The sequence below is a fragment of the Mucisphaera sp. genome (assembly GCF_965279675.1).
Taxonomy (GTDB): domain Bacteria; phylum Planctomycetota; class Phycisphaerae; order Phycisphaerales; family Phycisphaeraceae; genus Mucisphaera.
Genome location: NZ_CBDIIJ010000002.1, coordinates 2,644,058 through 2,664,154, shown reverse-complemented (window position 1 = coordinate 2,664,154; position 20,097 = coordinate 2,644,058). Strand labels below are relative to the sequence as shown.

The window sequence follows — 20,097 nt, the reverse complement described above, 5'->3', positions numbered from 1 at the left end:
AGGGGTTGCGGATTACCTACGAGTAGCGGTCTGACCCTCTGATGGATGTACATGATGTCGTTGGAAGCTGGTCACATCTCGGATGTACGGCGGGACGAGCCTGCGGTGCGGGCATCGTGGTCGTCGCCCTGGTGGCGTAAGTCGGTCACGCTGGCGGTGCTGTGGTCGGTTCTGCTGGTTTATGGGGGACTGGTGCCGTTTGATCTGAGTTGGGATCGGATCGCGGAGCCGGAGATGTCATCGGCGGAGGTGTTGGGTGTGGCGGTGACGGCGCCGCTTCGGTGGTATCAGTATCCGGCTTGGGAGAAGACGACGTTTGGGCTGCCTGAGTGGGTGGCGGATGCGACGATCAATGGGATGTTGTTTTTCCCTTTAGGCGTGTTGTGGATGTTGTTCTGGCGGCCGAGGGTGGGCTTCAATGCGGGTCTGGGTTTGAGTGTGTTGCTGGCGGGGTTGGTGAGTTGGGGGATTGAGAGCGGGCAGATGTTTTCGGTGGTGCGAGTTTCGGCGTTGAATGATGCGGTGGTGAACATCGGGGCGGCGACGCTGGGTGCGCTGCTGGCCTTGCCGGCGCGGCGGGGGTTCTTGTGGGTTGTGTTTGGTTCTTACCGGTTGTGGTCGCCGGTGATAGATCAGGGCCTGGGTCTGCTGAGGCGGGTGCGTGGTGATGCGGCGTTGCGGCGATGTTTGATTGGTGGGGTGGTTTTGCTGGGGCTCCTGATGTGTGCTGTGCTGGCGACGGTGATCGATGCGCGGGGTGGCGTGGTGCCTTTTGCGGGTACGTGGGCACGGTCATATGACCTGGCGGCGACGCAGATGCTGCTGGCGGGCATGGGGTACGGGCTGGTGGGTTTGCTTACGGTTGGGATTATTGTGCGGCCAAGGGCTGAGTCTGGTTGGTCGCGAGCCTTGATGGTGGTGGGGCTGATCGCGTTTGGTTATGAGTTGGTGCGGGCTCAGACGGCTGGGGATCGGTTGGATTTCACGCTGCCTTTGATGGCGGTGGGGTCGGTGCTGGCGGTCATGGCGTTGGGGTTGGCGGTGGTTCACGGGGTCCGGCTGGCTTGTCGACGGCGGGAGGTGGTGTCGGTTCCGAATGATCGGCGGCGGCGGGAGCATGATTATGGGTTTGGGATCGGGGAGTAACCCCTGCTCTTCTCCCTCCTCACGCGGAGTGCCATGGGTTGTGATGACCCATGGTGCTTTGCTTTGAGATGAGCGGTTACTTTTCGCCGAGGGTTTTCTTGCGGCGGAGGATGTGGTGGTAGTGCTGGGCGAAGCGGTGGGCTTCGTCGCGGATGGCCTGGCACAGTTTGAGGCCGTGGTTTTCGCGGCCGAGTCGGATGGGTTCCCGTCTGGCCTGGGTGTAGATGAGTTCTTCTTTTTTGGCAAGCGAGATGACCATGGGCGGTCGGACATCGAGGGTGTCGAAGACTTCGAGGGCGGCGTGGAGTTGGCCGAGTCCGCCATCGATGATGATGACGTCGGGGTAGAGTTCGTTGCCAACGCCGGCGTCGCGGTAGCATCGGGAGACGACTTCGCGGATGGAGGCGTAGTCGTCGTTGCCGCCTTCGACGGACTTGATTTTATAGCGGCGGTATTCGTTTTTGAGGGGTCGGCCGTCGACGAAGCAGACTTTGGAGCCGACGGTTTCGCCGCCCTGGAGGTGGGCGATGTCGGTGCATTCGAGGCAGCGGATGGGTTCTTCGATCTCGAGGGTTTTGCGGAGGGATTCGAGTCCTTTGGCGGGGTCGGCGTAGAAGGATTCGGTTTCGGGCTGCCAGCCGTCTTTGCGGTCGCCACGGTCGTCGAGTTTTTCGATGGCTTTGATCTGGTCGCGGACGATGGCGGCGCGTTCGTACTGGAGTTCGGTGGCGGCCTGTTTCATTTCGTCGCGGAGTTCGCGGAGAACGACGGAGCGTTTGGAGTCGAGGAAGCGGAGGAGTCGATTGATGTCGTCGCGGTAGGCCTGTTTGGAGATTTTGGCCCCGCAGGGGGCGGTACACTGTTTAATGGGATAGAGCAGGCAGGGTCGGAAGTAGGGTCGTTTGTCGTCGTCTTCGCGGATGTCTAGGGTGCAGGTGCGGAACTTGAAGATGCGCTGGAGGATCTGAACGGCTTCGCGGAGGGCGTAGACGCTGGTGAAGGGTCCGTAGATGCGTGCGCCTTTGAATTCGGGGTCGGTGGGTTGTCGGGTGATGAAGACGCCTGGGTATTCATCGCGGATGGTGATGGCGAGGTAGGGGAAAGTTTTGTCGTCGGTGAGGCGGGCGTTGAAGCGCGGGTGGATGTCCTTAATCAGGCGGTTTTCGGTGAGGAGGGCTTCCCATTCGGATTCGCATTCGAGGGTTTCGAAGTCCTCGACGATATCGAGCATGGGGGTTTTCTTGGGGCCGAGGTTGCCGGAGCGGACGGCGGAGGGGACGAAGTAGCTGGAGACGCGATCGGGGAGGCAGGAGGCTTTGCCGACGTAGATGACGATGCCTTTGGCGTCTTTCATGAGGTAGACGCCGGGCACTCGGGGGAGGGCACGGGCCTTGGCCTGAAGTTCGTCGAGTCGGGGTCGTCTGGCTGTCACGGCGTGATGGTAGGTTGCCGTGTGCCGTTTTGGGCCAAGTGTGGCGGGTTAGGCGGCTTTGCGGGTGGGTCGGTGTTGCTCGTTGCCGAGGACGATGTTGGGGAGGCTGGCGAGTGCTTTGTTCCAGCTGCCGAGGGCCTGGACGCGGGCGTAGGCGGCGGCGGCGATGGTTCGTCGTCGGGGGCTGTCGTTGAGGAGGAGGTCGATCTGCTCGGCCCAGGCGTCGGCGTGACGAGCGATAAGGATTTCCTGTCCTTCGATGGCGTCGATTCCCTGAGCGGCCTGTGGGGTGCAGACGACGGCGCGCTGGCAGGCCATGGCTTCGAGGACTTTGTTCTGGACGCCTCGAGCGGTGAGGAGTGGGGCGACGACGGCGGTGGCGGTTCGGAGGTGTTCGCGGACGTCTTCGACGGGCCCGGTGACGGTGACGCCATCGAGGTGTCGGAGGTTGCGGACGGCTCTGGAGGGGGAGCGGCCGATGATCTTGAGGTTGGCTCCGGGGACCCTGGAGCGGATGCGGGGGAGGACTTTGCGTGCGAACCAGTCGGCGGCTTCGACGTTGGGCCAGTAATTCATGACGCCGACGAAGGCGAGGGTTTTGCCGGGGCAGTCGGGGAGGGGAGCGAAGCGTTGGAGGTCGACGCCGTTGGGAGAGACTTTGGGCTGGCCGCCGCCGACACGTTCGAGGTAGAGCCTGCGTTCGGCTTCGGTGACGAGTAGGAGGGCGTCGGCGCGGGAGCCTTGATCGTGCTCGATGCCGCGGAGGCGTTGGGCTTCGGTGCGGAGGATGGTTCGGAGGGGCCAGGGGGCGCGTTCGGCGAGGTCGGCCCACTTGGCGGAATCGACATCGACGAGGTCGAGGATGACGCGGGGGCGTTTGGGCCCTTCGAGAAGGCCGTCGAGGTAGCTGATCATGCCGGAGCAGAAGACGTAGATGGCATCGAAAGGTTGTTCGGCGTGCCAGGCGAGGATCTTCTGGCGGAGTGCATCGCGGGAGAACCATGCGGGGGTGATGGCTTGACCGTGAGCAAAGGCGAGCCCGCCTCGAACAGCGCTGGCGAACCGTGTGATGGGCTGGATGGCTGATTGGGTGGTGAGCTTCCTGATGCGTTCGGCGGCTTCGCGGTGGAGCGGCGCGTCCGATAGGCAGGCGAGGGAGATGTCGGCGTGCTGGGCGAGGGCGCTGAGGACGTGCCATGAGCGGATGCGGTCGCCACGGTCGGGTGGGTAGGGCACGCGATGGGTGAGCAACAGGACGCGAGGACGGTTGTTGGGGCTAGCATCGCGTCGGGCTGACGGCTCGGGCGGATTCATCGGCGTGGCCTCTCCTGGCTTGGGTGACTCCCGATAGATCGGCGTGACGGTGGCTGTGACCGCAGGATGGCGGGGTGTCTGTGCAGACGCCGATAAGGGAGGCATGAGCAGAGCAGGTGCGACGGCTGGTGGTGATGTGGGGTTGGTGGTACTTGCGGATCACTGGGGGCGGCATCCGTCGTCGGCGCAGCATCTGGTGCGGCGGCTGCTTGATCGTTACCGGGTGAGCTGGATCAACACGGTGGGGACGCGTCGGCCGCAGCTGACGGTCGCGGATGCCGGTCGGGTGCTCGGGTATTTGAAGGAATCGTTCTTTGGATCGAAGGTGGAAGCAGGTGCGGCCACCGATGGTCCTGAGGTGGTGAGCCCGGTGATGCTGCCCGGGTTTCGGAGTGGGTGGCAGCGGGCTTTGAATCGTCGGGCGATGGCTCGGGCGATTCGTCGGAGTGCTGCGGGTCGATGCAGGCAGACGGTGGGGCTGACAACGCTTCCGATCACGGCGGATTTGGTGGGGATGACTGGGGTTGATCGCTGGATTTATTACGCGGTGGACGATTTCTCGGTCTGGCCGGGGCTGGATCATGAGGTGATGGCGTCGATGGAGCGGGAGCTTGTGGGGAAGGTCGATCGGGTGGTGGCGGTTTCGGAGACGCTTCGCGATCGGATGCGCACGTTTGGTGGTGCGGGGGCGGAGGCCGATCTGCTGACGCATGGGATTGAGCTGGAGCCCTGGCGGCGGCCTCGTCAGCGGGCGCGGTGGCCGGAGCTGGAGACGGATGAATCGGTGCTGCTTTTCTGGGGGGTGATTGATCGGCGGCTGGATGTGGGGTGGTGCCGGCGGCTGGCTTCGATGGGTCGGCTGGTTCTGGCGGGTCCGGAGCAGGACCCCCCTGCTGCGTTGGCTGCGATCGATGGTGTTGTCCGTCTTGGGAAGGTGGCTTACGAGGATCTGCCCTCGCTAGCGAAGCAGGCTGATGTGCTGGTGATGCCGTATGCGGATCTGCCGGTGACGCGGGCGATGCAGCCGCTGAAGTTCAAGGAGTATCTGGCGACGGGCCAACCGGTGGTGGCGCGGGCGCTGCCTGGGATTGCTGGGTGGTCGGATGCTGCGTGGCTGGTGGGGGATGAGGCATCGATGGAGGCGGCGGTGCTGCAGGGGTTGACGGCAGGGATTCCGGCGTCGCAGGTGGCGGCGAGGGAGCGTTTGTCGGGTGAGGGCTGGGACACGAAGGCGGCCTGGCTGGACGTGGTGATTCGGGGGGTTATCGGTCAGCGCAGCGACGATGAGGGTGTGTTGAGTCGAGCTGCGTAGCTGACACCGAAGCCGATAATGGGCGGGCGAGACGGATGGGGCTGGGTTGGCGTGGTGACATCCGATGATGAAGGGGTGGCTGCCTGCTGGCGGTCGGTTGTTCATTCCGCTGAAGGAATCTGGTGTGATTGACGGTCTCAAGCGTTGCTACTGGCATGTTCTGGGGCGTGTGCGGAAGTGGATCAACCCGCCGAGCATCACTTTGTCGCCTGGGCGTTGGATGGATGACGTGGTTCGGTTGGCGGCGATGGAGGGATCGCTTGATCGTCGGATGGTGCTGGTGGATGGCGGGGCACATACGGGTGATATGGCTCGTCAGTTTCTGAGGCATCTGCCGAATCTGGAGGTGCATGCGTTCGAGCCGAACACGGATCTGCACGGGCAGCTTGAGGTGAATCTCAGTGGTGTGGCGGGGACGATTCAGGCGGTGGCCCTGGGGGACCGGACGGGGAATACGACGATTGAGATCAACAGTTCGCCCATGACGAGTTCGGTGCTGCCGGTGAATGGGCTGAGCCGGAAGTATTTTCCGGATGCGACGGAGCCTGGGAGTCAGCGGACGATTCCAATCACGCGGCTGGACGACTGGTTTGAGCAGTCGGGAGTGAGTCATGTGGACGTGCTGAAGCTGGATCTGCAGGGGTATGAGCGGCAGGCTCTGGACGGTGCGAGGCGTGTGCTTCGCCAGGGTGTGGGGTGTGTGGTGATCGAGGTGAACTTCGCGCCGTTCTATGAGGGCTGTTCGCTGTTTGGGGAGGTGGATGAGGTGATGCGGTCGGAGGGGTATCAGCTCTTCAATCTTTACAACCTGTGCACGCATAAGCCGGTGAATCATCTGGGGTCGGCGGATGCGATCTACATCAGTCAGCGTCGGTTTGCACGTCTTCTTGGACAGCGGGAACCGGGTGAGGATGAGGCGAGCATGCGGTTGGCGGCCTGATGAGGCTTTAGACTGCGTGTGTGTGGCGATGGCTGATTGAACGACAGTTGTTTCTGGCGGGTGGTGCGGCGCTTCTGACGGCGGGCTCACTCCTTCGTTTGGGTGGCAGCGGGTGGGATGTGTCGGTGGTGTGGGTGGGGCTGGCGACACTTGGTTTTTATCACTTAGCGCGGACGGACGGTGCTGCGTGGCGGTCTGGCTGGTCGGTATGGCTGTGGGTGGGCTTGCCAAGTCTGGCGACGATAGGGCTGGCTGTGGGGTTTGATGTGGCGGAATTGGGGCTGCTTGGGGTTGGGGCGGGATTGGCGCTTTTGTATGTGCTGCCTTACCAGTGGCCTGTGGGTGATGCGGGCGTGCGTGTGCGGCCTGGTGGGTTGCGGCGGGTTGGTCTGCTGAAGGTGGGTGTGGTAGCGGGTGTGTGGGCGCTGGTGTCGGCGGGGTGGCCGGGGCTGCGGATGCACGCTGAGATCGGGCAGGTGGTCTGGCTGGTGATGGAGCGGTTTTTGTTTGTGGCGGGGATCACGCTGCCGTTTGAGTTGCGGGATCGTTTGGTGGATCGGCGGGCGGGTTTGGTGACGTGGGCGCATGTGCTTGGGACGCGTCGGATTCGGTGGGCTTCGTGGGGTGTGCTGGTTATCAGCCTGGTGGTGGGTTTGGTGAGTCCGGTTCATAGGGATCTGCTGGGCTGGGTGGGGCTGCTTGGTGCGCATGGTTTGGCGGGATGGCTGGTCTGGCGGGCGCATACGAGGCGTCGGTGGCTGTACGACCTGGGGTTGGATGGGACGCTTTGGGTGCTGGCTGGCGGCGAGGTTCTTTGGGCTTTGCTGGGGTTCTGAGGGGGCTTGAAGTGACTTTCCTGTCTTGACATACGGTGTGGGTTGGCTAGATTGTTGGGTCAGCTTTGGCATGTCGCCGAAGCGGCCGAGGTGCTGTTATGCGACTTGGGATCGTCATGAGCATGGATTTTGAGGTCGTTCACCCGTGATCGCGGGTGTGTCCTCCATCTTCCCGGCTGACGCCGGATCGATCGGGCTCGAAGGAGTTCGGTTTGTTTCCAGGAGTCGGCTGATGCTCTAAGAGCCCCCAGCCCGGGTGTGACCCGGGACGCAGCAGACCGCGGCCACGAAGGATTTCCTTCGTGGTTTTTTATTGATCTGGTGCGCCGTTGCGATGGTTTCGGCCCCGACAACCTGAACCTGCCGGATCAGCCGGCGAATGAGGACGCTATGAACGGAACCGAGATGCTTCGCCTGATCGACTCGATCTCGCGGGACCGGAATGTGGATAAGGAACTGCTCTTTCAGGATATCGAGCAGGCCATGGTTTCCGCGGCGCGCAAGCATTACAACGCGGTGGATACTGAAGATTTCACGTGCGAGCTCGATCGGCTGAATGGTCAGTTGCGGCTTTTCCGGGGCCAGGACGCGATTGATCTGGATGACCTCGGGCGTATCCCGGCTCAGACGGCGAAGCAGGTGATGATTCAGCGATTCCGGGAGGACGAGCGGGACAGCATTTACAACGAGTTTGTGGACCGGGTGGGTGAGCTGACGACCGGGACGGCGCAGCGTTACGAGGGTGGGGCGCTGGTGGTCTCGGTGGGGACGCGGGCGGAGGGCTTCATGCCTCGGTCGGAGCAGATCCCGGGTGAGCAGCATCAGCCGGGCGAGCGGGTGAGGTGTCTGATCCTGGATGTCCGTGACGCTGGCCATCAGGTGAAGATCGTGCTGAGCCGGGCGAGCCAGGATTTCATCCGGCGGCTGTTTGAGGTGGAGGTTCCCGAGGTGGCCGAGCGGATCATCGAGGTGAAAGCGATGGCGCGTGAGCCTGGACATCGGACCAAGATCGCGGTGGCTTCGATCGACTCGAAGGTCGATGCGGTGGGTGCTTGTGTGGGTGTTCGGGGCAGCCGGATCAAGAACATCGTGGATGAGCTTGGTGGTGAAAAGATCGACATCGTGCGGTGGAATGATTCGAGTCAGATTCTGATTCAGAACGCGCTGAAGCCGGCGGAGGTGGTGGAGATCTCGCTTTGCTTTGAGCTGGGTCGGGCGACGGTGATCGTGAATGACGACCAGCTGTCGCTGGCGATCGGCAAGCGTGGTCAGAACGTGCGTCTGGCTGCTCGTCTGACGAACTGGGACATCGATATTCTGACCCCGCCTGAGTTCTCCAAGAGCCTGGACATCATGGAGACGACACTCAAGGGCATTGAGGGTATCTCTGAGGAGCAGATTGACAGGCTGGCTGCGTTGGGTGTGATCAGCGTGTTTGATATTGAAGAAGTGGGGGCTCCGTACATGGCGGAAACGCTTGGCGTGGACGAGGAGATGGCCGAGAAGGTTGTCGCGATCGTGGCCGAGCGAGCCAAGGAAGTGGCGGAAGAGCAGGCCAAGGAGAAGGAAGAGGCGGATCGGAAGAAGGCTGCGGAGTTTGCGGCATCTTCAGCTGCTGGTGCTGCTGGAATTGACGATCTGCTCGGCGGGGGCGCGATCGAACAGGCGGCGAATGCTCAGCCTGAGGACATCGGTACAGACATTGTCGAACTGCTCGAGCAGCAGCAAGCCGGTGGTGGTGAGGCGAGTTCTCCTGCTGGAGGTGGCGGTGATGCGGGGGATGATGTGATCTCGCAGGCTCTGGCGGATGTGGCGGCCGAGGCTGCTCAAGACGATGCGGAGAAGAAGGACGGCTGATTGCTTTGAGCGATGGCTGCGTTGAATAAATGGCCTGGCGTGCAGGCGTTTTCGACTTGTGACGGTTTGAATGGCGACGGACGTTTAGGAGTGTTCCTTGGCTAAAGCACTACGGATCTTTGAGCTTGCGAAAGAGCTTGGAGTGAAGAGTAAAGAGATCGTGGAACGGTGCACCGACGAGGGTGTCCCTGGTATCACGAACCACATGTCGACCGTGAAGGTTGGGCTGGCGGTGACGATCCGCGAGTGGTTTGCTGATGCTGGCGGCGATTCGGATGATGGGGCGAAGTCGTCCTCTGAGTCCAGCGGTGACACGGTTGTGGCGACGGCGACACAGACTGAGGTGAAACCGGCGCGCGCCAAGGCGGTGAAGCGTAAGGCTGCTCCGAAGAAGAAGGCGGCACCCTCTGATGAGCTATCCGAGGAAGTGCCCCAGAAGCCGATTTCTGTGAAGGCAGAGCCCGAGGCTCCTGCGGTGGAAGAGAAACAGGTGCAGCCTGAGGCCGAGCCAGTTACGGCTGCGGAAGTTCCCGCTGAGGTTGTGGCTGAGGAGGCTACGGCTGAAGCGCCACAAGAGAAGACCGAGTCGGCCGAGCAGGTCGAGCCAAGCAAGCAGCCTGAGCCGCAGCCGGTGAAGCCGGTGGGCGTCCAGAACGTGCCGACACGGCCCAAGGCTGTCGGCCCTGTGGGGCAGCAGTTAGAGAAGCCGAAGCAGGCATCGCTCAAGGGGCCGAAGGTGGTTCGTGTGGAGCGGCCTGATCCGCTTCCGACGCGTGCTCCGAGGCGGCCGTCTCCTGGTGGTGGTGGTGGCGGGCCTCGTGGTGGGGGCGGGGGTATGGAGCCGGATCTGTCGATGCCAAACGATCCCGGGTTCACCCGGTCTCGCGGGCCGGCTCGCGGCCGGGGTGCGGGCGGTGGTGGCGGGATGGGCGACGGGCCTGGTGGCGGCGGCGGTCGTGGCGGCCAGGGTGGCCGTCGTTCGAGTAACACGCGGCGATCCCGGTCGAATGACAGCCTGATCAGCGGCCCGAGCAAGCTGAGTGCCGCGGACATTCAGGAACTGGATGCGCGCCTTCGTGGTGCGAGCGGTTACCTGAAACAGCGTCGGCGTGACATGGGTAAGCGCAAGGGTGGCGGACATCAGGCCGTGACGCCTGCGGTGGCCGGCGGGAAGGTTGAGATCGAAGAGCCGATCACGATCAAGAGCCTTTCGGCGGCGACGGGTATCAAGAGCAACCACGCGATCAAGTACCTTTTCAAGAAGGGCGTGATGGCGACGATCAACTCGCCAATCGACTCGGAGATGGCGATGGAGATCGCGCTCGAGTACGACATCGAGTTGGAGGTTAAGGAGAAGAAGAGTGCCGAGCAGCAACTGCAGGGTCTCTTTGACGATCGTGAACGGAGTGACATTCGCTCGCGTCCGCCGATTGTGACGGTGCTTGGTCACGTTGACCACGGGAAGACGTCGCTGCTGGACCGGATCCGGCAGGAGGACGTGGCGGCGCACGAAGCGGGTGGTATTACCCAGCACATTGGTGCGTATCGCGTCACGGTGGATGGCACGGATGGTGGGAAGAAGACGGTGGTCTTCCTGGATACGCCGGGCCACGAGGCCTTCACGGCGATGCGTGCCCGCGGTGCGCAGATGACAGACCTGATTGTTCTGGTTTGTGCGGTGGATGACGGTGTGATGCCGCAGACGATCGAGTCGATCAACCATGCGAAGGCGGCGGGTGTGCCGATCATCGTGGCGTTGAACAAGATCGATCGGCCGGAAGCGACCGACGATCGTCTACAGGAGATCTACGGTCAGTTGGCTGCTCAGGGTCTGAACCCGACCGCCTGGGGGGGTGACACCGAGGTGCTGCCGACTTCGGCGGTCACCGGTCAGGGGGTGACCGAGCTGCTTGAGATGCTTGATTATCAGGCGGAGCTTCTTGAGCTCAAGGCCGGCTATGACGGCAACGCGACGGGCACTGTGGTCGAAGCTGAGATGCAGCCTGGCCGGGGTTCGGTGGCGCGGATTCTGGTGCAGGATGGCCAGATCAAGGTTGGCAGCTTTGTGGTTGCTGGCCGTGCGTTTGGCCGTGTTCGGGATATGACCAACGACCGGAATCAGGCGGTTCAGGAGGCTGGTCCCGCGACGCCGCTGGAGCTTTCGGGTCTGGATGAGATTCCGGACGCTGGTGATCGGTTCTACGTCACGGACACTCTGAAGCAGGCCGAGGATGTGGCCCAGCAGTACCGTGACCGTGAGCGTGAGACGCAGCTGGCTTCCAAGACGAAGGTGACACTGGACAACTTTGCCGACACGCTGAAGGCGGGCAAGGTCAATCTGCTGCGTGTGGTGCTGAAGGCGGACGTGCATGGTTCGCTGGACGTGCTACGCGGCAGTCTTGAGAAGCTGGGCAATGACGAGGTGGCGGTTCGCGTGATCCACTCTGCGGTGGGCGGGATCACCGAGAGCGATGTGCTGCTGGCCGATGCATCGGAGGCCGTTGTTGTGGGCTTTCAGGTGGCTCCGACGGCGGTGGTTCGCGAGATCGCTGAGTCTCGTAACGTGGACATGCGGACGTATCGCGTGATCTACGACCTGATTGACGATGTGAAGGCTGCTCTGGAAGGCATGCTGGCTCCTGAGCGCACGGAGGAGCAGACTGGTGAGGCTGAGGTGCGTGAGGTCTTCAAGATCTCCAAGCTGGGCCTGGTCGCCGGCAGCATCGTGACCGAGGGCTCGATCGAGCGTTCGAGCAAGGTGCGTGTGGTGCGTGATGGGGTGGTGGTCACCGACGAGAGGACGCTCAACAGCCTTCGTCGTGTGAAGGATGATGTGAAGGAAGTGCATGCCGGCACGGAGTGCGGTATCCGGATCGAGGGATACGACGACGTGAAGGCTGGCGACCGGATCATCTGCTACAAGGTTTCGGAGGTTGCCAGGAAGCTGGCGTGAGTCTCTGTTTGAGGCTTCGCCATCGATCTCTACATGGTCGTGGGCATTCTCCAACTGGAACTGACGATCGAAGGCGCGGTCTCGCTGAAGGACAAGCGGCGCGTGGTACGGAGCCTGAAGGATCGGCTTCATCACGATCACCGGGTGAGCGTGGCCGAGGTGGGCCATCAGGATGTCCATCAGACCGCCCTGCTGGGCGTGGCCCTCGCTAGTTCGGATGTGACAACAGCACAGAGCGTGCTGGACAAGCTGGTCGATCGGATACGGATCGGCCGTGGGTATGTGCTTTCTGACCATCGGATTGAGATCCTGAGTGGACAGTGAGCGGAAAGGTTTGAAGCCTTGAGTCATCGGACAGCCCAGGTTGCATCGATGCTTCGCAAAGCGATTGCGGAAGTGCTGCAGCGTGGGCTGGCCGATCCTCGGATCAGCGGGCTGACAAGTATCACTCGGATCGAGGTGACGCCGAATCTAGCTGAGGCTTTTGTTTATGTATCGGTGCTGCCCGAGGAGCACGGTTCGCGGTCGGTGGCGGGGCTGAATCATGCGGCGAAGCATATCTATGACGAGGTGAAGACCCGGGTGACTTTGAGGCATGTGCCGAAGCTGCGATTCCGGCTTGATGAGATGTTGAAGAAGCAGGCGGATGTGCTGTCTGCGATCAAGGAAGCCCGTGAGCGCACGGGTCCGGAGGCGATGAGCCTGGACGCTGGTGGGGATGAGGGCGTGGCCCATCATCATGGGCCGATGGACGAACGATCAGAGACCGATTCAGCGAGTGAGGAACGATCTTGAAACACGAGTTTGACGTCAAGGCCTGGCAGGCACTAGTGAAGAAGAGTTCGGCCAAGAAGGAGTTTGAGGATCCTGATGTGGTGGATCCTGTGGCTCAGGTGGTGCTGGCTTTTCTGGCCTGGCGATCGACCGAGTCGGAGGCCGAGGATGCCTTGGGTCGGATCATGGAAGTCATGATCGACTACAACGATCTTCGCGTGAGCGATGAAGCGCAGATCGCTGGGTTGGTCGGCAAAAGCTATCCGTTTGTTCAGGAACGGGTGGCTCGGATGGTTGAGGTGCTCAACGAGCTGTTTAAGCGGGAGCACGCGGTGTCGATGGCATCGGTGGCTTCGAGCTCGAAGAAGGATCAGAAGCATTATCTCGAGACGCTGCCTGGCATCGTGCCGTATGTCGCTTCCCGTGTGCAGCTTATTTGTTTTGGTGGACATGCGTTTCCGGTTGATGAGCGTATTCTGACGCTAATGGTCAAGGGTGGGGTTGTTGACGCTGAGATCACGCCGGCGGAGGCGGAGGCGTTGCTGCTGCGGCAGGTCAAGGCGGCGGACACGCTGAAGACCTACCAGGCCATTCAGGCGGCGTCGGATCGTCAGAAGTGGGCGGACAAGGGCGTTGAACCGCACGCGCCCAAGCGTGCTCTTGAGCTTGCGGAAACGGCGCTGACGGAGGCGAGCAAACGCGAGAAGGAAGCTGCAACGGTTAAGGCTGCGAGCAAATCTAAATCGAGTAAGGCCAAGACGAGCAAGGCCTCGAAGACTGCGAAGGTTTCGAAGACCAGCAAGAAGAAAACGACCAGCAAGAAAGCCAAGGCCTGAGCGGGCAGATATCCGTATGCAAGAGCAAGACACACTATTGAGGATTGGTCTGCCCAAGGGCAGTCTTCAGGATTCGACCGTTGATCTGTTTGCCAGAGCGGGCTACCGGGTATCGGTACCGAGCCGGTCGTACTTTCCGACGATCGATGATCCGGAGTTGTCGGCGGTTCTTTTCCGTGCTCAGGAGATGAGCCGGTACGTCGAGGATGGCGTGGTTGATCTCGGCATCACCGGTCATGACTGGGTGATGGAGAACAACTCGGATGTCCACGAGGTTTGTGAGTTGGTCTACTCCAAGGCCACGAGTCGTCCGGTTCAGTGGGTGCTGGCTGTTCCCGAGGAATCGGATTATCAGAGGCCCGAGGACCTGGCTGGTGGCATCATTGCGACGGAGCTTCTCGGGACAACCAAGCGGTACTTCGAGGAGCGCGGGATCCCTGTCAAGAAAGTGGAGTTCAGCTGGGGTGCGACGGAGGTCAAGGCCCGGCTGGTGGATGCGATTGTTGACGTGACGGAGACCGGCTCGTCGCTTCGGGCCAACAAGCTGCGGGTGATCGATACGCTCATGACCTCGACGACGCGGCTGGTGGCGAATAAGGCGTCGTGGGCCGATGCCAGGAAGCGTCAGAAGATTGAGGACCTGGCTTTGCTGCTTCAGGGAGCGATCACGGCTCGGGGGCAGGTGGGGCTCAAGATGAACGCGAAACGATCGGATCTGAAAGAGATTCTGTCGCTGCTGCCGGCTGCTCAATCGCCCACGGTCAATGAGTTAGCAGATGCGGAGTGGGTAGCGATTGAGATCATCGTTGACGGTCTGGTTGAGCGTGAGCTTGTGCCCAGGCTGCACCGTGCGGGTGCCAAGGCTATTTTCAGCTACAACTTGAATAAGGTGATCGCGTAGCCAACGATAGACTGATGGCTATGAGATTTCACGACACGCCAAGGGCTTGGTCTGGGGGAGTGCTGGTGCTGTGGGTGTGGCTGTGTGCTGGTCTGGTTTCTGTGAGCCATGGGGCCGACCTGCTTGAGCTTCCTCCCGGGCTGAGCCGTGAGTCGGTTGGTGTCATGGAAGGTGAGGCGAGAGATCGTGCCGGGCAGGCGCTTGATGAGGTGCTCGAGGCGGTCTCGATACCGGGGTTTCTGGTGGACGACGGGCTTACAAGCATGCCTGGCAGTCCGTCGAGGTCGGCACAGCGGGCTTACGTGTTGGGGCGGGAGGCCTGGCTGGATGGTCGCGCGGTTGATGCCATCCCGAGGCTGCTGACGGCCACGCGTCTTGCTCCGAGAGAGCCGGCTTTTTCGGAGTTGCTTGCGAGGGTCTACGCGGGCTCGGGCAGTACGTCTGCGGCTCAGCGGTATGCGAGGGCGGCGGTGGATGCTCAACCCGAGCGTGTGTCCGCTTTGTTGTTGTTGCTGCGTCTGAGTGCTGAATCGACGGATCACGAGCAGACGCTTGCAATTGCCAAGCGGCTGCGGTCGCTGGTTGAAGGGCCTGAAGGTGATCCGGCGGTTCGGATCATTCTCTCGCGGCTGCTGGGTCAGACATTGCTAAAGATGCAGAGACCCGTCGCGGCGCGGGAGGCGTTAGAGGATTATCTGTATCCACCCGATCTGCCAGCCAGGGCGAGTGCGCAGGACAACTTGGCAAGAACACTGATGCTGTCGGCTCCGTTGGTCTGGCGGGAAATTGGTGATGGTGCGCTTCGTCTGGGTGATCCGGTATCGGCTCTTGAGGCTTACGAGCAATCGGGATCGCTGCCGGAGCGGCTGGGTGGCCAGCGGCATGCGCGTGAAATGCTGCTGAGGCAGGTCTGGGTTGACCTGGTGGTGGATCGTCCAGAGCGTGCTCGGCAGCGTGTTGTGGACGCGTTTAGTGTTGAGGGAGATGATCGGGATCTGCTGGAGCTGGCGGCGTATCTTTTTCGGGTCGGGGCGGGGGATGAAGCGTTGCTGGATCGGTTGCGACTGGCCTATGAACGAAGCCGGGAATCGGCTGAGATGGTGATCGCGTTGGCGGGCGCGTTGCCGGCTGAGTCTGGCAGACGGCTTCTGGTGGATCATATGCGGTCTGCTCCGGGTGCTCTGGAGGTTTTGTCCTACCTGGTGACGGAGGTATTGCTGCCGGAGGGGGCATCTGAAAGTCGTGAAGCGGATCTGGAACTGGCTACGCGGCTGACGGTGGATGCTGTGTTGTTCGGAGGCGTCTCGCCTCAGGAAGCTCTGGCATGGGTGAGTGATTCGCAGCAGGAACGCGCGGCGGTGAGTTCGCAGTTTGCTCGCCTTGGCTGGGAGCGGCCCGAGGCTGAATCGATGTCGCTGCTGCTTCAAGGGCTTCTGTTGGCGACGTTGCCTGGTCGGAGCAGCGAGGCGGAGGAGAGTCTGCGTGCTTCTCTGGAGGTGTCGGCTGAGCGTACTGAGGCACGTGTGGCCTTGGTGAATCTCCTGATCGGTCGTGGACGTTTGGATGAAGCCGAAGCGGCCTTGGGCAGAGAGAATCCGCTGGGCGATGCGTCGTTGGCAACAGCGACGGCCCGGTTGCTGTTGCGTCATGGGCAGGGAGAAGCGGCTTTAGATCTGCTGACGGATGCATCTGCTCGCTGGCCTGAATCCGTCGATCTGGCTCTGATTGAGGGTGAGGTGCTGCATTCGCTCGGCCGTACTCAGGCCTCGGAAGAGGCGCTGCTGCGTGGTCTGGACATCGATGCGAATGATGAGCGGCTATACCGTGCGCTTTTTAGCGTGTATGAGCGTCAGAACGGTGATGCTCAGGCGGGTCAGAAGTGGGTCAACCTGATGCGGCGAGTGCTCGCCGTGCTCCCCGAGAGCGTGACGGCACGGGTGAAGCTAGCGCAGTGGCATGCGACTAGGCGACAGCTGGATCGTGCCGAAGCGATACTGGATGATCTGCTGATTCAGCGGCCTGATGATCCGCTGGCGATGAGGGCGATGCTCGATCTGCTGGCTCAGCAGGATCGTGACGAGGATGGGCATGTGTTGATTCAGGAGCGGTTGGCGGTAGCGCCTGATGATCTGAGTCTGCTTCAGAACGCGATCAGGTTTTACAGGCAGAGCCAGCAGCGGGAGCGTCTGATTGATGTGACCGAGCGGATGCTGAAGCTGTCGCCGGAGGGCCGGGAGCGCACGCTGTCTCTGCTGCAGTTCTACGTGCAGTCTGGGAAGATCGCGGCGATGGAGAGGCTGTTGCAGTCGGAGGCTGATCGTGATGAGTTGGTGCCGCTTGGCTATGGCTTGCTGCTTCGGCAACTGATGCAGCAGGAGAGGGAGGATGAAACCGAGCGAGTGGCTTTGAGGGGGGCGGAGCTATTCCCGGAGCAGGCTGGGAGGATTCACTACCAGCACTATCTTGTGATCTGGATGTCGGGTGGTGATGAATTGGCTTCGCTGGCGGCCCTTGAGCGTTCCGTAGCGGCTGATCCGGCTTTTGGTCCAACGCTGAATGCTTTGGGGTACGCTCTGGTGCTGCGGAAGGAGCAGCTTGATCGGGCGTTGGGCCTGATCGAGCGGGCGGTACAACTGGAACCGAACAACGGGGCGTACCTGGATTCGCTGGGCTGGGCTTATTACAAGCTGGGTCGTTTCGGACAGGCGGTCGCGTGGCTGGAGCGTGCGACGGCTCAGGAGGATGGGGCTTATCCGGTGATTTATGACCATTTGGGTGATGCGTACTGGCGAGCGGGGCAGCCAGAGGAGGCGGTCGGCGCCTGGCGTAGGGCTCAGACACTGCTGGCTAAGGGCGGATGGGAAGGGGATGCAGAGCTTGTAGGTCTGGATGTGAGGCTGGCTCAGAAGCTGGGTGCGGCGGCTTCGGATGGGCTGCCGGAAGTGGCTCCGATTGCTGCGGAAGAGCCGGATTGAGGGTTGGTCTCGGAGATGGCGCACGAGGGCTGTTCGAGGGCCCTGATTGTAGTTATAAAATCATTATTTTTATTGATTTACATACGATCACGGATCGGTCCTGGGATTGGTGCGGGCGGTTGTCATCGGGTATGATGGCGAGTTAGCGATTGGTGCCTTTGGAAGCCTTTTGGGTTGTGCTTCCAGGGGCGAGGCAACCGCCCTTTCCAGCCCCTATCGAGGCCGAGACAGCATGGACGAACCGCAGGCCGCTGACGCACTTCAGCCCCAACAAACCCCGAATTTGGAAGCGGCAGAAGGGAAGCATCACGTTGCCGCGGGCTCGTATTCTGAGTCGAGCATCAAGGTGCTTGAGGGGCTGGAGGCCGTTCGCAAGCGGCCCGGGATGTACATCGGCGATACGACGCAGCGGGGGCTTCATCACTTGGTCTACGAGGTGGTGGACAACTCCATCGATGAGCACATGGCCGGGCGGTGCTCGAAGATCGAGATTGTGATTGCTGATGATGGGGCCGTTTCGATTTCTGATGATGGTTCGGGTATTCCGGTTGGTCCGTATCGGCATTCGAATCCGATGCTTGATGGCAAGCCCACGGTAGAGATCGTGATGACGGTCCTGCACGCGGGTGGGAAGTTTGACAAGGATTCGTACAAGGTGTCGGGCGGGCTTCACGGCGTGGGGGCTTCGGTGGTGAACGCGCTGTCTGAGTATCTGGAGGTGGAGGTTGCACGTGAGGGGGTGCTGCACGCGATGAGTTTTGAGCGGGGTGCGGTGACCGAAGCGTTGCACCCGATCGGTGAGCGAGCCGAGAGCGGGACGAAGATCACGTTCAAGCCGGATCACGAGATTTTCTCAGAGACGACGTTTCGGTTTGAGACGCTGAGTGGGCGCTTGAAGGAACTGGCTTATCTGAACCCCGGGCTTGTCATCAGGATTGCTGATGAACGGACCGGACAGGATGAGACGTTCGAGTATCCGGACGGGATCGCGTCTTTCGTGGTTGCACTCAATGAGGGCAAGCAGCCGGTGCATGATCCGATTCTGTTCAAAACCGCGGATGATGAGCAGGGGCTGCAGTGCGAGCTGGCTTTTCAGTACAACGACTCCTACAACGAGACGCTGCTGACCTTCACGAACAACATCAATACGATTGAAGGGGGCACGCACCTATCCGGTTTCAAGACGGCTTTAACCCGGAGTCTTAACAGCTACGCAAAGACGAAGGGGATTCTCAAGGGTGACCTGGTGCCGACCGGCGACGATTTGCGTGAGGGGCTCTGTGCGGTGTTGTCGGTGAAGGTGCCCGAGCCTCAGTTTGAGGGTCAGACCAAGACCAAGCTGGGCAACGCCGAGGTTGAGAGCTTTGTGAATACGACGATCGGTCAGGCGATCTCTGCGTGGTGCGAGGAGCATCCCGCGGAGGCCAAGCGGATCTGCATGAAAGGTGTCAATGCGGCGCAGGCGCGTGAGGCGGCGAGGAAGGCACGCGAACTGACTCGGCGTAAGGGCGCTCTCGATGCGGGTGGGCTGCCTGGCAAGCTCTACGACTGCACCTCCAAGAACGTGGATGAGTCTGAGATCTATCTCGTCGAAGGTGATTCCGCGGGTGGGTCGGCCAAGGGCGGGCGAGACCATCGGACGCAGGCGATTTTGCCGCTGAAGGGCAAGATCCTGAACGTGGAGCGGGCGCGTCTGGACAAGATCCTCGGATTCGAGGAGATTCGGACGATCATCCAGGCGCTGAATTGCGGGATCGGTGAGGATGATTTTGATCTGGCCAAGCTGCGATACGGCAAGATTATCATCATGACGGATGCCGACGTGGACGGCAGCCACATCCGAACACTGCTGCTGACCTTCTTTTTTCGGCAGATGCCGGAGCTAGTCAGGCAGAACCGGATTTTCATTGCTCAGCCGCCTTTGTATCAGGTGATCCGCGGCAAGCGTTCGGACTACGTCGTGGATGAACCACAGATGCGGCGTTTGCTGGCAGAACTGGCGCTGGACAACGCGAGGCTGATCGTGTTTTCGGATGACCGGCAGGATCAACGTGTTATTGAAGGCAAAGGATTGGCCGACCTTATTCGTCTACTTCAGCAGGCGAACGAATGTATCAGCGTGTTGGAACGGCGTGGTGTGACACTGACCGATCTGGCGGATCAGCGTGCCAGGGACCCGGATGGTCAGGGGCGGCTGCCGAAGACGCATGTCCGGATTTCGGGGGTTCATCCTTCGGGACTGACCGGCGATCTGTTCTTCTGGTCGGAGGCGGAGGAGGACACATTCCGGGCCGAGCATGGCCTGGCGATTGGATCGGAGGCGACCGCCGAAAATGGGTCGGTCGCGGCGACGGTGACTCGTAAGGAGTTGCACGAGGTCAGAGAGTTGGAGCGTGTGCTGGCTCGGATGGTGGATCAGGGGCTGACGCTTGACGACTATCTGATCCGTCCGACGCAGACGCTGACGGGTGTGCAGGGCCCGACGAAGTTTGAGCTGCATATCCAGCCAAAGAAGAAGGATGATGAGCCCAGGGTAGTACAGGTGACCAATCTGCGTGATGCGTTGCCAGCCTTGATGGATGCTGGCAAGACGGGTCTTGATATCAAGCGATTCAAGGGCCTTGGCGAGATGGACGCCGAGCAGTTGTGGGAGACGACGATGGATCCCTCCAATCGAGTGCTCCTGCGTGTGACCACGGATGCTGCCTCTGAGGCCGAGAAGCTGTTCAGCGTGCTCATGGGTGAGGACGTGGAACCCCGTCGGGCATACATCGAAGAACACGCGTTGGACGTCAAGAATCTGGACGTGTGAGGCGGGTCG

14 protein-coding genes are annotated in these 20,097 nt (G+C 61.3%); 12 read left to right on the top strand and 2 right to left on the bottom strand.

Going from position 1 to position 20,097, the window contains the following annotated elements; translation table 11 throughout:
- Window positions 1-54 precede the first annotated feature (54 nt).
- On the top strand, window positions 55-1,146 hold the full coding sequence (locus tag ACQZAB_RS11430) for a VanZ family protein (protein ID WP_428389648.1): 1,092 nt from the start codon (window positions 55-57) through the stop codon (window positions 1,144-1,146).
- Between the two features lie 76 nt (window positions 1,147-1,222).
- Here ACQZAB_RS11430 and ACQZAB_RS11425 read toward each other — a convergent pair whose 3' ends face one another.
- Both ACQZAB_RS11425 and ACQZAB_RS11420 read right to left on the bottom strand, forming a co-directional pair.
- Complete coding sequence (locus ACQZAB_RS11425; protein WP_428389647.1) at window positions 1,223-2,578, bottom strand: UvrB/UvrC motif-containing protein; 1,356 nt, start codon at window positions 2,576-2,578, stop codon at window positions 1,223-1,225.
- 48 nt (window positions 2,579-2,626) lie between these two features.
- Window positions 2,627-3,892, bottom strand: a complete 1,266-nt coding sequence (locus ACQZAB_RS11420; protein ID WP_428389646.1) for a TIGR03087 family PEP-CTERM/XrtA system glycosyltransferase — start codon at window positions 3,890-3,892, stop codon at window positions 2,627-2,629.
- Between the two features lie 103 nt (window positions 3,893-3,995).
- Here ACQZAB_RS11420 and ACQZAB_RS11415 point away from each other — a divergent pair, with 103 nt between their 5' ends.
- The 11 genes from ACQZAB_RS11415 to gyrB all read left to right on the top strand — a co-directional run bounded on the left by ACQZAB_RS11415 (window position 3,996) and on the right by gyrB (window position 20,088).
- Entirely contained in the window at window positions 3,996-5,204 is a 1,209-nt protein-coding gene (locus tag ACQZAB_RS11415; RefSeq protein ID WP_428389645.1) for a glycosyltransferase, read from the top strand.
- A 64-nt stretch (window positions 5,205-5,268) separates the two neighbouring features.
- The gene (locus ACQZAB_RS11410) at window positions 5,269-6,144 is read left to right on the top strand and encodes an FkbM family methyltransferase (RefSeq protein WP_428389644.1); all 876 of its coding nucleotides are present in this window, start codon (window positions 5,269-5,271) and stop codon (window positions 6,142-6,144) included.
- 20 nt (window positions 6,145-6,164) lie between these two features.
- The gene (locus ACQZAB_RS11405) at window positions 6,165-6,980 is read left to right on the top strand and encodes a hypothetical protein (protein WP_428389643.1); all 816 of its coding nucleotides are present in this window, start codon (window positions 6,165-6,167) and stop codon (window positions 6,978-6,980) included.
- A gap of 390 nt (window positions 6,981-7,370) precedes the next feature.
- A complete protein-coding gene (gene nusA / locus ACQZAB_RS11400; protein ID WP_428389642.1) occupies window positions 7,371-8,837 on the top strand; it encodes a transcription termination factor NusA in 1,467 nt (488 codons plus the stop codon).
- Between the two features lie 205 nt (window positions 8,838-9,042).
- Complete coding sequence (infB, locus tag ACQZAB_RS11395) at window positions 9,043-11,790, top strand: translation initiation factor IF-2 (protein WP_428389641.1); 2,748 nt, start codon at window positions 9,043-9,045, stop codon at window positions 11,788-11,790.
- A 33-nt stretch (window positions 11,791-11,823) separates the two neighbouring features.
- Window positions 11,824-12,114 (top strand): DUF503 domain-containing protein, encoded by a 291-nt coding sequence (locus ACQZAB_RS11390; RefSeq protein WP_428389640.1) that lies wholly within the window; start codon window positions 11,824-11,826, stop codon window positions 12,112-12,114.
- An 18-nt stretch (window positions 12,115-12,132) separates the two neighbouring features.
- A complete protein-coding gene (gene rbfA / locus ACQZAB_RS11385; protein ID WP_428389639.1) occupies window positions 12,133-12,585 on the top strand; it encodes a 30S ribosome-binding factor RbfA in 453 nt (150 codons plus the stop codon).
- Complete coding sequence (locus ACQZAB_RS11380) at window positions 12,582-13,400, top strand: hypothetical protein (protein ID WP_428389638.1); 819 nt, start codon at window positions 12,582-12,584, stop codon at window positions 13,398-13,400. The genes rbfA and ACQZAB_RS11380 overlap by 4 nt, the downstream gene beginning before the upstream one ends.
- Window positions 13,401-13,416: 16 nt before the next feature.
- The gene (gene hisG, locus ACQZAB_RS11375) at window positions 13,417-14,301 is read left to right on the top strand and encodes an ATP phosphoribosyltransferase (protein ID WP_428389637.1); all 885 of its coding nucleotides are present in this window, start codon (window positions 13,417-13,419) and stop codon (window positions 14,299-14,301) included.
- Between the two features lie 20 nt (window positions 14,302-14,321).
- Window positions 14,322-17,276, top strand: a complete 2,955-nt coding sequence (locus ACQZAB_RS11370) for a tetratricopeptide repeat protein (RefSeq protein WP_428389636.1) — start codon at window positions 14,322-14,324, stop codon at window positions 17,274-17,276.
- 283 nt (window positions 17,277-17,559) lie between these two features.
- Complete coding sequence (gene gyrB / locus ACQZAB_RS11365; RefSeq protein WP_428389635.1) at window positions 17,560-20,088, top strand: DNA topoisomerase (ATP-hydrolyzing) subunit B; 2,529 nt, start codon at window positions 17,560-17,562, stop codon at window positions 20,086-20,088.
- The last annotated feature ends 9 nt before the right edge of the window (window positions 20,089-20,097 follow it).